We start from the raw sequence: 12,178 nt of genomic DNA on the forward strand, positions 1-12,178 counted from the left end.
GGTTGAAAGGCGGACGGGCCGAAGGGACAGGGAGGGTCAGCCTTTGAGCATGCCGCGCAGCACGAACATGGCGTTGCGGGGCGTTTCGGCGATGCGGCGGCTGAAGTAGGGGTACCAGTCGCGGCCGTAGGGGATGTACGCGCGGACGCGGTATCCGGCGGCGGCGAGGTTGCGTTGCAGGTCGCGGCGGATGCCGTACAGCATCTGGAATTCGAAGGCGTCCTTGCTGACGCCGTGCGCGAGGGCGTACATCTGCACGTCGTGGATGATGCTTTCGTCGTGCGTGGCGACGTTCACGTAGTTCCCGGCCTGCATGTGGGCGTACACGAGGCGGCGGTACGCGGCGTCCACGTCGGCTTTTTGCGGGTACGCGACCGTTTCGGGTTCCAGGTAAGCGCCCTTCACGATGCGGAGGTTGGGGCTCAGGTCGTCCAGGCTGGCGCGGTCCTTCTCGGTGCGGTAGAGGTAGCTCTGGAGGACGGTGCCGACGTGCTGCCCGCCGAATTCGCCGACGAGGGTGCGGAACTGCGCGAGGGTCTGGTCGACGCGGGGGTGGTCTTCCATGTCGAGGCACACGAACCCGCCGTATTCCTTGGCGCGGCGGATGATGCGGCGGGCGTTCGTGAGACCCAGGTCCTCGCCATCCACGTTTTTGCCCTGGCCGACGCTGGACAGCTTGATGCTGACGTAGGGCGTGATGCCGTCGGCGTGCGCGGCGTCGAGCATGGTGATGACGTTGTCGGCGAACTGCGTGCACTGCGCGGGGCTCTCGATGAATTCGCCCAGCAGGTCGAGGTTCGCCATGATGCCGTCTTTTTTCAGGTCGTGGACGGCCTGGATGGCGGTCTGGGGGGTTTCCCCGGCGACGAAACGCTGGGCCATGCCCCAGCCGCGGGCGCGGACGGCGTTCTCGACGGTTTTCTGTCCGGCGACGGTCAGGACGGCTTTGCGGTACAGCTGGTCGATCATGGGGTGCTCCTGGGGTGAAGGTCGTTCAGGACGAGGGCGGCGAAGGTGCGGACGTGCGTGCGGGCGGCGTCCCGCGCGGCGTCGTGGTCACGGGCGAGAATGGCGTCCAGCAGGGCGGCGTGCTGCGCGTCGGTCTGCGGGTGGGCGTTGTACGTGCGGGTCTGGTGCTTGATCAGTGCGACGCGCTGTTCGAGGTCGCGGTTCAGGTCGCTCAGGGCGGCGTTGTGCGCGGCGTGCGTGATGGCGCGGTGGAACGCGAGGTCCAGGCGGGTCTGGGCGCGGTAGTCGCTGCCGGGCGCGGCGTGCAGGTCATTCAGGGCGGCGCGCAGGGCGGCGGCGTCGGCGGTGGTGTGGTGCTGCGCGGCCAGCGCGGCGGCCAGTCCGTCGAGTTCCTCGCGGACGACGTAGGTGTCGCGGGCCTCTGCGGCGCTGAGGGTGCGGACGCGCACGCCCTTGTTCGCCTCGGCGACGAGCAGGCCGTCCTGCGTGAGGCGCATCAGGGCCTCGCGGATGGGGGTGCGGGACACGCCGAGCTGCGCGCCGAGTTCCACCTCGCCCAGGCGTTCGCCGGGGGCGAGGTCGCCGTCCAGCACGGCGCGGCGCAGGTGTTCGTACACGCCGTCGCGGACCAGGGTGGGGCGCTCGAAGGAGGTCATCGTGGATATTGTATACAATCCTGGCCTTCTGACCAGTCCCCCCGGTCAGCCGGAACCCCGAGCCGTCCGGGCAGGGCACACTGTGCAGGCACGATGGGCACACCCAGTCGTCAGGTGAGAGCCGGTCCGCCAGCACGCGGCGCCGGTTCAGCCTCCACCGGTGCCGCGCCGCCGCGACGCCCGCCGCCCACAGGAACCCCAGGCCACCGACGGTCAGAACCAGCAGCTGCCCACGGCTCCCGCCCAGCACGGTCAGCAGCAGCGGCACCTGCGTCACGAGCAGCAGCGTCAGGCCCAGGCCCACCAGCGGAACGGGGACCAGCCAGCGCGAATCCAGGGTCTGTCCTGTGATGCGCGGTAAGTGTTCCAGCGCAGCAGGCGGTGTCGGCAGCGGGGGCAGTCGATCCAGGCCGAATCCAAGTGGGGGAGGCGTCGCATTGCACCGCTCTACGGTGGTCCGTCCGCTCAGGTTTCCCCGTCCCTGCGGTCCCTTTCCAGGTGGTGCAGGGGCCGCAGGACGAATAGGAACAGCAGGGTGATGCCCAGCGCGAACACGTACAGATGCAGGCCGCAGGCGACGCCGACGCCCGCGCTGGCGAGCAGGCTGGCGGCGGTGGTCAGGCCGCGCGTCTGGCCGCCCTGCCCGCCGGAGAAGATCGTGCCCGCGCCCAGGAAGCTGACGCCGCTGACGACGGCGGCCAGCAGGCCGATCAGGTCGAAGCGCACGGCCGGATTGTCCGAACCGAACTGCCGGATCAGCGCCTCGGCCAGGACGACGAACACGGCGGCGCTGATGCCGACCAGCATGTGGGTGCGCAGGCCCGCCCCGGCGCGGTGGGCCTGTCGTTCCCAGCCGATCAGGCCGGTCAGCAGGGCTGCGACAAGCGGGCCGGTCATCAGGCGCAGCTGGTTCAGGGTGTCGGTCCAGTCCATGCCCTGACCCTACGGGGTGCGGGGCGAGGGGGGCTGGACCGGGTTCAGAGAGTCGCTCCGGAGGCTGCCTGCGGATGGGGTGGCGTGGTGCTGGGTGCCGTCCTGGACGGTGCCGGGTCGTGGTCGGCGTGCCCAGCCTGGGGTGGGTCCGCCAGCTGGCCTAGAATGTGGTGCACAGCACGTTTGGCGCCTGGGGTGGATTCTAAACTGCACCCATAGTTTCCCGAGTTCGCACAACGACTTGACGAGGGTGGGCGCACAGGGTCTTCACCGTGCGCCCACGCCTACATCTGGAAACTAAGGAGTGCATTATGGCAGTAGGTAAAGTGAAATGGTTCAACGCGGAAAAAGGCTACGGCTTCATTCAGACCGAAGGTAGCCCCGACGTGTTCGCGCACTTCAGCGCGATCCAGGCCAGCGGCTTCAAGAAGCTGAACGAAGGCGACGAAGTCGAATTCGAAATCGAAGAAGGCCAGCGCGGCAAGGGCCCCCAGGCCAAGAACATCGTCGTGACGAAGGCCGCTCCGGTCAGCGATTACGGCGGCGGCGCCGGCGCCCGTCGCAACGACCGCTGGTAAGCACTCCATTCCAGAGGGCACCCTTTCACGGGGTGTCTTTTTTTTATGCCGTGCCAGCATGCCGTGACAGGCGACGGGGGCGGGCACCCGCAGGCCCCGCCCCCCGGAATCGCCCGCCTTATTCCTGGCTGGTGATGAACGGCAGGTTCCGGTCGAACTGCGCGCGGTCCAGGCCGTACCCGTACACGAACGCGTCGGGAATCGTGAAGCCCAGGTACTCCACGGGAATCTCCACCTTGCGGCGGCTGGGCTTGCTGAGCAGCGCCGCGATCTTCAGCGTCTTCGGCCCGCGCCCTTCGAGGTAGTGCAGCAGGTAGTTCATGGTGATGCCGGTGTCCACGATGTCCTCCACGAGGATCACGTGCCGGTCGCTGATGGGGAACTGCAGGTCCTTGACGATGCGGACCTCGCCGCTGCTCTGCTTGGCGTTCCCGTAGGAGCTGGCCTGCAGGAAGTCGATGGTGCAGGGCATGTCCAGCGCGCGCACGAGGTCGGTGTGGAACATGAACGCGCCGTTCAGGACGCAGATCAGGTGAGGTTCGATGCCCCGGTAGTCCTCGCGGATCTTCGCCGCGATTTCCTGAATGCGGGCCTGAACCTGCTGCTCGTTGATCTGAACGGGGCCGTTGCCGGGGGCGAGACTCATAGACACGCAGGCTAACACGCCCGCCCAGGGACTACCATGCCCGCGCTATCCTCACGCGGATGTCAGACGGACCCCGCCCCCCCGTGCCCCTGAACCTGGACCGCGTGCCGGGCGTGCTGGGCCGCATCGTGCACGAACGCGCCGCCGACTACGCCGGAGCCGACCCGACCCTGGGCGGCGCCCGCCCCCGCACGCACCGCTTCGAGACGGCCCTGCGTCAGCCGGGCCTGTCCCTGATCGCGGAGGTCAAGCGCGCCAGCCCCAGCCAGGGCGCCATCGCGCCGCTGGATCCGCTGGACGCCGCGCTCGCGTATCAGGCGGGTGGCGCGCGCGCGATCAGCGTCCTGACGGAACCCCGCCACTTCGACGGGACCGCGCAGGCCCTGCGGGACGTGGTGGGCGGCGTCGCGGTTCCCGCGCTGCGCAAGGACTTCGTGGTGCATCCCGCTATGCTGCGCGAGGCCGCCGAGTGGGGCGCGTCGGCGGCGCTGCTGATGGTCAGCGTGCTGCACGAGGCCACCGCCGAGTACCTGCGCGCGGCGCACCACCTGGGCCTGGACGCGCTGGTGGAGGTCCACGACGAACGTGAACTGGACATCGCGCTGGAGGCCGGTGCACCCATCATCGGCGTGAACAACCGCGACCTGACCACCCTGCACATCAATCTGGAGGTCAGTCCGCGCCTGATCCGCCGCGCGCGCGACGCTGGCTTTACGGGCGTGCTCGTCGCCGAGAGCGGGTACCGCACCCCTCAGGACCTCGCCAGCGTGCGGGACATTGCGGACGCCGTGCTGGTCGGCAGCAGTCTGGCGGGCAGCGGGGACCTGACCCGCGCCGCCCGCGACCTGATGCGCGCGTGAACCCCGGCGCTCCCCACGCCTCGCTGACGTTCCTGGGCACCGGCGACAGCAAGGGCGTCCCGCGCTTCTGGTGCGACTGCCCCGTCTGCCAGGAGGCCCGCACGAATGGTGTGAACCGCCGGGGCCGCACCGCCACGCTGCTGCGCGTGCCCCTGCCCGCTGGCGGCGAGGGGACCGCGCTGCTCGACGCCGGGCCGGACACGCACGCCGCGCTGGCCCGCCTGCCCGGCCCGCTGGTGCCGGACGTGGTGCTGATCACCCACGCGCACAACGACCACATCCTGGGGCTGGGCGACCTGTTCGACTACGTGCGGTACGCCGGTGGGAAGCTGCGGATCTACGCTCCGCCGGAGGTCGTCCCCGCGCTCGCGGACCGCTTCCCGTACGCCTTCCGGGGCGCCCCGCCGGTGCAGCCCATCCCCGAGGCGGGCGTGACTGTGGGAGAAGTGACCCTGCGCCTCTTCCGCGTGCCGCACGGTGCGAACGGCGAGAGCCACGCCATCCGCCTCGACGCGCCCCACTGGCGGGCGGCCGTGATCACCGACGCCATCGACGTGCCCACGGACACCGCGCAGACGTGGCTGGCGGAGCTGGACCTCCTGGCGCTGGGCACCTCCTTCGAGGACGAGGGCGCCGCGCCGCACAGCGGACGCAGCGTGTACGACGTCCGCGAGGCGCTGGACCTTCCCTGGGCCCGCGCGGCGCGGCGCGTGATCCTCACGCACCTGTCGCACGGCGTGGACGTCCGCCGCGACCACCTCCTGCCGCCGGACTGGGCGTTCGCGCACGACGGACTGCAGGTGCCCCTCGCACCCTCCGCGCGAACGTGAACGCACTCCAACTTTCGCGGGGCGAACATCACCCGCGCCGACCCTAGACTGTGCGCCGATGACCGCCCGCGCGCCCCACCGCCACCTCCGCTGGTTGATCCTGGGCGGCGCCGCCGCGCTTCTGGTCGGCGTGGCCCTGCTGCCCGACGTGCGCGCCTTCCTGATCACCGCGTTCGGCGCCCTGACCAGCCGCGACCCGGCCGTCACCCGTGCGTTCGTGGACAGCCTCGGCTGGGCCGGACCCCTCGCCCTGATCGCCGGGTTTATCCTGCAGGCCGTCCTGCCCGTCCTGCCCGCGCTGGTCCTGATCGCCGTGACCGCCCGCGCCTACGGCCCCTACGAGGGGTTCCTGATCGTGTACGTGGGCACCATGCTCGGCGCCGCCGCCGGGTACGGCCTGGGCCGCGTGCTGGGCGACACCCTGATCCGCACGCTGGTCGGCGAACGCACCCGCCTGAAGGTCCACGAGTTCACCGAGCGGCACGGCACGCAGGGCGTCCTGATGATCCGCCTGATGCCGGTCCTGTCCGCCGACGTGATGAACCTCGTGGCGGGCGCCGCCCGCATGCAGTTCCGGCCGTTCATGCTCGCCACGGCCGCCGGGGCGCTGCCCGTCACGGCGCTCGTCGTGTGGCTGTCCGAGAGTGGCGAGCGGCTGCTGTGGGGCATGATCATCCTCTCGCTGGTCGTGGGGGTCGTCGCGGCTGGACGCGCCCTGATCCGGCGCAGGCGCGCGGCGCGCGGACTCGGGTAAACTGAACGCCCGAAGTCCACCAGACGGTGGATGCAGGAGGCTCATGACCAAGCAAGACCAGGGCGCCCAGGCGTCGGCATACGAACGGGCGGGCGTCAGCATCGACGCGGGACACCGCGCGGTGGAACTCATGAAAGGCGCCGTGGCGCGCACCCACACCCCCAACGTCCTGGGCGGCCTGGGCGGCTTCGGCGGGCTGTTCCGCGCCGCGTTCGGGCACATGGAGGACCCGGTGCTCGTCGCCAGCACCGACGGCGTCGGCACCAAGACGAAGGTCGCGGTGCGCAGCGGCACCTTCAGCGGGCTGGGCGGGGACATCGTCAACCACTGCGTGAACGACATCCTGGTGCAGGGCGCCCGCCCGCTGTTCTTCCTGGATTACGTCGCCATGGGCAAACTGCTGCCCGAACGCGTCGCCGAGGTCGTCACCGGCGCCGCCCAGGCCTGCGAGGCGCTGGGTGTCGCCCTGCTGGGCGGCGAGACCGCCGAGATGCCCGGCGTGTACGTGGACGGCGAACTGGACATCGTGGGGACCATCGTGGGCGTCGTGGACCGCCCGAAACTGATCAACGGGAGCCGCATCCAGGCCGGGGACACCGTCATCGCGCTGCCCAGCAGTGGCCTGCACACCAACGGCTTCTCGCTGGCCCGCATGGCCCTGGACGACCTCGACTGGCAGGAGGCCCGTGACGACCTGAATGGGCAGACCCTCGCGCAGGTCCTGCCGGTGCCGCACCGCGCGTACCTGCACGCCTTCGACGCCCTGGAACGCGCCGGGATCGACGTGCGCGGCATGGCGCACATCACCGGCGGCGGCCTGATCGACAACCCGCCCCGCGTGTTCCCCCAGGGCATCGGCATGCAGATCGACACCGCCAGCTGGACCGTCCCGCCCGTCTTCGAACTGATCGTGCAGCGCGCCCAGGTCGCCCGCCACGAGGCGTTCCGCGCGCTGAACATGGGCGTCGGGTTCCTGTTCATCCTGCCCGCCGCGCAGGAGCAGGCCGCGCTGGACGCCCTGAAGACGGCCGGGGAGCAGCCCTGGGTGATCGGGCAGATGGTGGAAGGCCAGGGCGTCACGTTCACGGGAGCCGTTTGACGAAGCGACTCGCCCCCACCGGATTTGCCGCGCCCGACCGCGCCACCGCCACCGAATTCTGGGTGGTCCGGCACGGCGAGAGCACCTGGAACGCCGACGGCCGCTACCAGGGCCAGGCCGACGTGCCCCTCAGCCACATCGGCATTCTCCAGGCCGCCAGTCTCGCCGAGCGGCTGACCGGGCAGCACTTCGACGCGGTGTACACCAGCGACCTCGCGCGCGCCGCACGCACGGCCGAGATCGTCGCCGAACGCCTCACCGGCGCGCCCCCCGCGCAGCGCGACCCTGGCCTGCGTGAGATCGACGTCGGCGAACTGTCCGGGCTGGTCATCAGCGAGATCCGTGAACGCTACCCCGACTACCTGGGCGCCCTGAGCACCGAACCGTGGAGCACCCGCCGCCCCGGCGGGGAGAGCATGGAGGACCTGTACGCCCGTAGCGGCGCGGCCTTCGGCGCCCTGCGCGAACGCCACCCGGGGCAGCGCGTGCTGGTGTTCACGCACGGCGGCGTCGTGCGCGTCGCCGTGGGCCTCGCGCTGGGCGGCGTGCCCGCCAACGCCTGGGCGCGCCTCAGCGTCGCGAACACCAGCATCACCCGCGTCCTGCTGGGCGAGGGCAGCGGCATGCTGCTCGGCTTCAACGACGACGCCCACCTCGAAAACCTGCTGGAGGCCACCGAGGCCGACGACGTGCTGGGACAGGCGCCGTAACAGGTCAGAACGTCCAGGTGCCAGAGGGTCCAGGGGTCACAGCCTGGACCCTCTGCCCTGTGAACGTCCTGGCCGCCCGTATGCCGGTCAGGTCGGGACGCGGTGCAATCCTGCACGGTGTCCCAGGGTCGCCGGGGGGCAGGCCGGGTGGGCGCACGCTGGGGGCGTGAGTGCCGCAGCGGGGGAGGGGCCGGACGGGCTGGCCCACGGGACCGCTGCGGCGGGAGGACCGCGCATGACCGACCAGCCGACCACCACCGATCAGACTGAAAACCGCCCCGGCACCTGCGAATTGCCGCGTGTCATCCAGGGCGGCATGGGCATCGCCGTGTCCGACTGGCGACTGGCCCGCGCCGTCTGCCTGAATGGCGGGCTGGGCGTGGTGTCCGGCACCGGAATCGACACGGTGCTGCTGCGCCGCCTGCAGGACGGGGATAGCGGGGGAGAGGTGCGCCGCGCCCTGGCGGGCTTCCCGAACCCGGCGCTGGCGCAGGCGTGCCTGGAGCGGTACTTCCGCCCGGAGGGCCGCGCGCCCGGCGAGGCGTACGCCCGGCTGCCCCTGCCGACCGCCGACCGCTCCCGCGACGCCTGGGAGATGACGCTGCTGGGCGCGTTCGTGGAGGTCACGCTGGCCTGCGAGGGTCACGACCGCCCGGTGGGCCTGAACCTCCTGACGAAGTTGCAGGTGCACACGCTGCCGGCGCTGTACGGCGCGATGCTGGCCGGGGTGGGCACCGTGATCATGGGCGCCGGGATTCCCCGCGACATCCCCGGCATCCTGGACGCGTTCGCGGCGGGGCGGCCCGCCAGCCTGCGGGTGGACGTGAAGGCCGGCGATCCCCTCACCCTGACCTTCGACCCGGCCGAGTTCGACCTGCCGCCCGCCCCGCTGACCCGCCCGGACTTCTACCCGATCGTGTCCTCGCACGTCCTGGCCGGGGTGCTGGCCCGCAAGGCCAGCGGGTCGGTGCAGGGCTTCATCGTGGAGGGACCGACGGCAGGGGGGCACAACGCGCCCCCGCGCGGCCCGCTGACCCTGGATGACCGGGGGCAGCCCGTGTACGGCGAGCGGGACGAGGTGGACCTGCCCGCGATGCGCGCCCTGGGCCTGCCGTTCTGGCTGGCGGGCGGCTGCGGCACCCCCGAGGCCCTGCGCGACGCCCTGGCGGCGGGCGCGGCCGGGATTCAGGTGGGTACCCTGTTCGCCTTCGCGCGGGAATCCGGGCTACGCGCCGACCTGAAAGAGGATGTCCTGACCCGCGCGCAGGCCGGGACGCTGGACGTGTTCACCGACCCCCTCGCGTCGCCCACCGGCTTCCCGTTCAAGGTGGTCACGCTGCCCGGCACCCTCTCACAGCCGGAGGTGTACGCTGCCCGCGAGCGCGTGTGCGACCTGGGGTACCTGCGCGAGGCGTACCGCACCGAGTCAGGGCGGGTGGGCTGGCGCTGCCCCGCCGAACCCGCCCAGGCCTATGGGGCGAAGGGCGGAGACACCGCCGACACGGTGGGCCGCAAGTGCCTGTGCAACGCCCTGATGGCCGACGCCGGGTACGCGCAGGTGCAGCGCGGCGGAGTCACCGAGCCCGGCCTGCTGACCAGCGGGGACGGACTGGGCGCCCTGCGAGGCTGGACGCCAGGTTACGGCGCGGCGGACGTGCTGCGCGTCCTGCACGGCTGAATGCCCACTCCCGACCTGCCGGATGGAGCGGGGTGGGTGCGCTAGGGTGGAGGCACATGCACCCTCACCTGCCCACGCCTGACCGGGGGAGCCCGTGACCGCCCCCTCCGCCCCCCCGCCTCCGTCGGGGCCGCTGCTGGACCGCTACCGCGCCGGGGACCTGCGCGCCCTGGCCCGCGCCGTCACCCTGGCCGAAGCTGGCCTGCCCGCAGCGCGTCCCCTGCTGCGCGCCGCCCGCGAACGTGGCGCGCGCGCCGTGGTGCTGGGCGTGACCGGCAGCCCCGGCAGCGGCAAGAGCACCCTGACCGACGCCCTGATCGCGTTCCTGCGTTCGCGGGGGCAGCGCGTCGCGGTGCTCGCCGTGGACCCCAGCAGCCCCTACAGCGGCGGCGCGATCCTCGGGGACCGCATCCGCATGCTCCGCCACCACGCGGACGAGGGGGTCTTCGTGCGGTCCCTGGCCAGCCGGGGCGCGCTGGGAGGCCTGTCCGAGCGCACCCTGGGTGTCCTGGCCCTGATGGAAGGCGCGGGCTTCGACTGGGTGATCCTCGAAACCGTGGGCGTCGGGCAGTCCGAGGTGGACGTCGCCGCCGCCTGCGACCACACACTGCTGGTCGTCACGCCTGCCGGGGGGGACGGCGTGCAGGCGTTCAAGGCCGGAATCATGGAGATCGCGGACGTGATCGCCGTGAACAAGGCCGACCTGCCCGGTGCGGACCGCACCGTCCGTGAACTGATGGCCGCGCAGGGCCTCGGCGCGCACGACGAGCACACCTGGTTCGCCCCGATCCGCCGCACCGTCGCCGCGAAGGGCGAGGGCATAGAGGCCATCGTGGCCGCCGTGGAAGCCCACCGCGCGCACCTGGGCGAGGAGGGCCTGCAACGCCGCCGCGAGGCGAGAGCGGCGCTGGAGGTCCGCACCCTGGTGCAGGAACGCCTTCTACGCCGCGCGCGTGAGCTGGGCCGCGACCTGTACGCCCGCGTCGCGCGGGGCGACCTGGACGCCGACGACGCCGCCGACACGCTGCTGAGGGGGGACCTGTGAAGGCCCGCACCACAGCCGGGTGGCTGTTCGCGTTCCTGGTCGTGCAGCGCCTGCTGGAGCTGCGCGTCGCCCGCTCGAACGAACGCTGGGCGCGCGAGCACGGCGCGCAGGAGTACGGCCAGTCGCACTACCCGCTGTTCTTCGTGCTGCACCCCACCTGGATGCTCCTGACCCTGCTGGAGGGCCGCGCCAGCCGGGGCCGCGTGAACCCGTGGGCGCTGGCGCTGTTCATCCTGGCGCAGCCGCTGCGCTACTGGGTGATCCGCACGCTGGGCCGCTACTGGAACACCCGCATCCTGATCGTGCCCGGCGGGCAGCGCGTCACGGGCGGCCCCTTCCGGTACCTGAACCACCCGAACTACGCCGTCGTCGCGCTGGAGATCGCCTCGGCCCCACTGGCGGTCGGCGCGTGGCGCACCGCACTCGCCTACACCCTCCTGAACGCCGCGTTGCTCCTCGGTATCCGCATCCCGGCCGAGGAACGCGCGCTGGCCGAGTACCGCGCCAGCCGGACCGACACCCCCTGACCCGGACAGTGCGCCAGATGGCGCAGGCGCACCGGGGTGGCGGCCCGCTAGCCTGGGCGGCATGACCCGGTCCCTCGGTTACTTCACGGACGTCGCGCTGCGCCGCCAGGAGGGCAGCCTCGTGCAGGCCCTCGCGGACGCCACGGTCGTCCGGTCGCCCGCGAACCCCACGTTCTGGTGGGGGAACTTCCTGCTGATGCCCGCGCCGCCCGCGCCCGGCGACCTCCCGGAGTGGGAGGCGGCCTTCACGCGCGCGCACCCGCAGGCCGCGCACCGCGTGTTCGGCGTGGACGTGCCCGGCCCCGCCCTGAGCGGCCCGGTGGCCGACGAGTGGCGCGCCGCCGGGTACGACGTGCGGGCCGACACGGTCCTGACCGCGCCGCGCACGCACGCACCCCGCCGCCTGAACCGTGACGCGCAGCTGCGGGTGCTGCAGGGTGCCGACTGGGACCGCGCCCTGGCCCTGCGCGAGGTCGTGAACGCCGCCGACCCGCACGGACACGAACCGGACGGGTACCGCGTGTTCGCCCGGCGCAAGCTGGCCGCTTACCGCGCCGCGCAGGCCGCCGGGCACGGCGCGGTCCTGGGAGCCTTCGACGACGACGGGCAGATGCTCTCGGGCCTGGGCATCTTCGACGCGGGGGACGGCGTGGCCCGCTACCAGAGCGTCGAGACGCACCCGGACGCCCGTTCGCGCGGCCTGGCAGGGACTCTCGTGCACCATGCGGGCGAGTGGGCGCGCGAGCATCTGGGCACCCGCACGCTGGTCATCGTGGCCGACCCGGAGTACCACGCGCAGCGCCTGTACCAGAGCGTGGGGTTCACGCCCACCGAGGTGCAGATCGCGCTGGAAAGGCGCCCGGCAGAGTGACGGACCGAGGGGCACCCGGAGC

At 72.0% G+C, this 12,178-nt stretch carries 14 protein-coding genes; 10 read left to right on the forward strand and 4 right to left on the reverse strand.

Going from position 1 to position 12,178, the window contains the following annotated elements:
- Positions 1-36: 36 nt before the first annotated feature.
- The 3 genes from EXW95_RS16905 to EXW95_RS16915 all read right to left on the reverse strand — a co-directional run bounded on the left by EXW95_RS16905 (position 37) and on the right by EXW95_RS16915 (position 2,558).
- The gene (locus EXW95_RS16905; protein WP_174368436.1) at positions 37-969 is read right to left on the reverse strand and encodes a proline dehydrogenase family protein; all 933 of its coding nucleotides are present in this window, start codon (positions 967-969) and stop codon (positions 37-39) included.
- Complete coding sequence (locus EXW95_RS16910; protein WP_174368437.1) at positions 966-1,625, reverse strand: GntR family transcriptional regulator; 660 nt, start codon at positions 1,623-1,625, stop codon at positions 966-968. The genes EXW95_RS16905 and EXW95_RS16910 overlap by 4 nt, the downstream gene beginning before the upstream one ends.
- 465 nt (positions 1,626-2,090) lie before the next feature.
- Entirely contained in the window at positions 2,091-2,558 is a 468-nt protein-coding gene (locus tag EXW95_RS16915; protein ID WP_174368438.1) for an MgtC/SapB family protein, read from the reverse strand.
- Positions 2,559-2,869: 311 nt separating this feature from the next.
- Here EXW95_RS16915 and EXW95_RS16920 point away from each other — a divergent pair, with 311 nt between their 5' ends.
- A complete protein-coding gene (locus tag EXW95_RS16920; protein WP_046842690.1) occupies positions 2,870-3,136 on the forward strand; it encodes a cold-shock protein in 267 nt (88 codons plus the stop codon).
- 118 nt (positions 3,137-3,254) lie between these two features.
- On the opposite strand, the gene hpt is transcribed toward EXW95_RS16920, so the two are convergent.
- Entirely contained in the window at positions 3,255-3,782 is a 528-nt protein-coding gene (gene hpt / locus EXW95_RS16925; protein WP_174368439.1) for a hypoxanthine phosphoribosyltransferase, read from the reverse strand.
- Positions 3,783-3,841: 59 nt separating this feature from the next.
- Here hpt and trpC point away from each other — a divergent pair, with 59 nt between their 5' ends.
- From trpC to EXW95_RS16970, 9 genes are all read left to right on the forward strand, one after another.
- A complete protein-coding gene (trpC, locus tag EXW95_RS16930; RefSeq protein WP_174368440.1) occupies positions 3,842-4,642 on the forward strand; it encodes an indole-3-glycerol phosphate synthase TrpC in 801 nt (266 codons plus the stop codon).
- Positions 4,639-5,472 (forward strand): MBL fold metallo-hydrolase, encoded by an 834-nt coding sequence (locus EXW95_RS16935; RefSeq protein ID WP_174368441.1) that lies wholly within the window; start codon positions 4,639-4,641, stop codon positions 5,470-5,472. The genes trpC and EXW95_RS16935 overlap by 4 nt, the downstream gene beginning before the upstream one ends.
- Before the next feature lie 58 nt (positions 5,473-5,530).
- The gene (locus tag EXW95_RS16940) at positions 5,531-6,226 is read left to right on the forward strand and encodes a TVP38/TMEM64 family protein (RefSeq protein WP_174368442.1); all 696 of its coding nucleotides are present in this window, start codon (positions 5,531-5,533) and stop codon (positions 6,224-6,226) included.
- 43 nt (positions 6,227-6,269) lie between these two features.
- Entirely contained in the window at positions 6,270-7,325 is a 1,056-nt protein-coding gene (gene purM, locus EXW95_RS16945) for a phosphoribosylformylglycinamidine cyclo-ligase (RefSeq protein WP_174368443.1), read from the forward strand.
- Positions 7,322-8,035: a histidine phosphatase family protein gene (locus tag EXW95_RS16950; protein ID WP_046842684.1), complete on the forward strand. Its 714-nt coding sequence runs from the start codon at positions 7,322-7,324 to the stop codon at positions 8,033-8,035. Before purM ends, EXW95_RS16950 begins: the two co-directional genes overlap by 4 nt.
- A 235-nt stretch (positions 8,036-8,270) precedes the next feature.
- Positions 8,271-9,713 carry a nitronate monooxygenase gene (locus tag EXW95_RS16955; RefSeq protein ID WP_254605662.1) on the forward strand — a complete coding sequence of 481 codons (1,443 nt, stop codon included), beginning with the start codon at positions 8,271-8,273 and terminating at the stop codon, positions 9,711-9,713.
- Between the two features lie 94 nt (positions 9,714-9,807).
- A complete protein-coding gene (gene meaB / locus EXW95_RS16960) occupies positions 9,808-10,758 on the forward strand; it encodes a methylmalonyl Co-A mutase-associated GTPase MeaB (RefSeq protein WP_371810134.1) in 951 nt (316 codons plus the stop codon).
- Complete coding sequence (locus EXW95_RS16965; RefSeq protein WP_174368444.1) at positions 10,755-11,285, forward strand: isoprenylcysteine carboxyl methyltransferase family protein; 531 nt, start codon at positions 10,755-10,757, stop codon at positions 11,283-11,285. Before meaB ends, EXW95_RS16965 begins: the two co-directional genes overlap by 4 nt.
- Positions 11,286-11,346: 61 nt before the next feature.
- Positions 11,347-12,156, forward strand: a complete 810-nt coding sequence (locus EXW95_RS16970; RefSeq protein ID WP_174368445.1) for a GNAT family N-acetyltransferase — start codon at positions 11,347-11,349, stop codon at positions 12,154-12,156.
- The last annotated feature ends 22 nt before the right edge of the window (positions 12,157-12,178 follow it).

The sequence above is a fragment of the Deinococcus sp. JMULE3 genome (assembly GCF_013337115.1).
Classification (GTDB): Bacteria; Deinococcota; Deinococci; order Deinococcales; family Deinococcaceae; genus Deinococcus.

What these genes read in the sequence shown, in the direction of transcription:
- EXW95_RS16905 (WP_174368436.1), bottom strand. Translation starts at nt 969, where the DNA reads ATGATCGACCAGCTGTACCGCAAAGCCGTCCTGACCGTCGCCGGACAG.
- EXW95_RS16910 (WP_174368437.1), bottom strand. Translation starts at nt 1,625, where the DNA reads ATGACCTCCTTCGAGCGCCCCACCCTGGTCCGCGACGGCGTGTACGAA.
- EXW95_RS16915 (WP_174368438.1), bottom strand. Translation starts at nt 2,558, where the DNA reads ATGGACTGGACCGACACCCTGAACCAGCTGCGCCTGATGACCGGCCCG.
- EXW95_RS16920 (WP_046842690.1), top strand. Translation starts at nt 2,870, where the DNA reads ATGGCAGTAGGTAAAGTGAAATGGTTCAACGCGGAAAAAGGCTACGGC.
- hpt (WP_174368439.1), bottom strand. Translation starts at nt 3,782, where the DNA reads ATGAGTCTCGCCCCCGGCAACGGCCCCGTTCAGATCAACGAGCAGCAG.
- trpC (WP_174368440.1), top strand. Translation starts at nt 3,842, where the DNA reads ATGTCAGACGGACCCCGCCCCCCCGTGCCCCTGAACCTGGACCGCGTG.
- EXW95_RS16940 (WP_174368442.1), top strand. Translation starts at nt 5,531, where the DNA reads ATGACCGCCCGCGCGCCCCACCGCCACCTCCGCTGGTTGATCCTGGGC.
- purM (WP_174368443.1), top strand. Translation starts at nt 6,270, where the DNA reads ATGACCAAGCAAGACCAGGGCGCCCAGGCGTCGGCATACGAACGGGCG.
- EXW95_RS16955 (WP_254605662.1), top strand. Translation starts at nt 8,271, where the DNA reads ATGACCGACCAGCCGACCACCACCGATCAGACTGAAAACCGCCCCGGC.
- EXW95_RS16970 (WP_174368445.1), top strand. Translation starts at nt 11,347, where the DNA reads ATGACCCGGTCCCTCGGTTACTTCACGGACGTCGCGCTGCGCCGCCAG.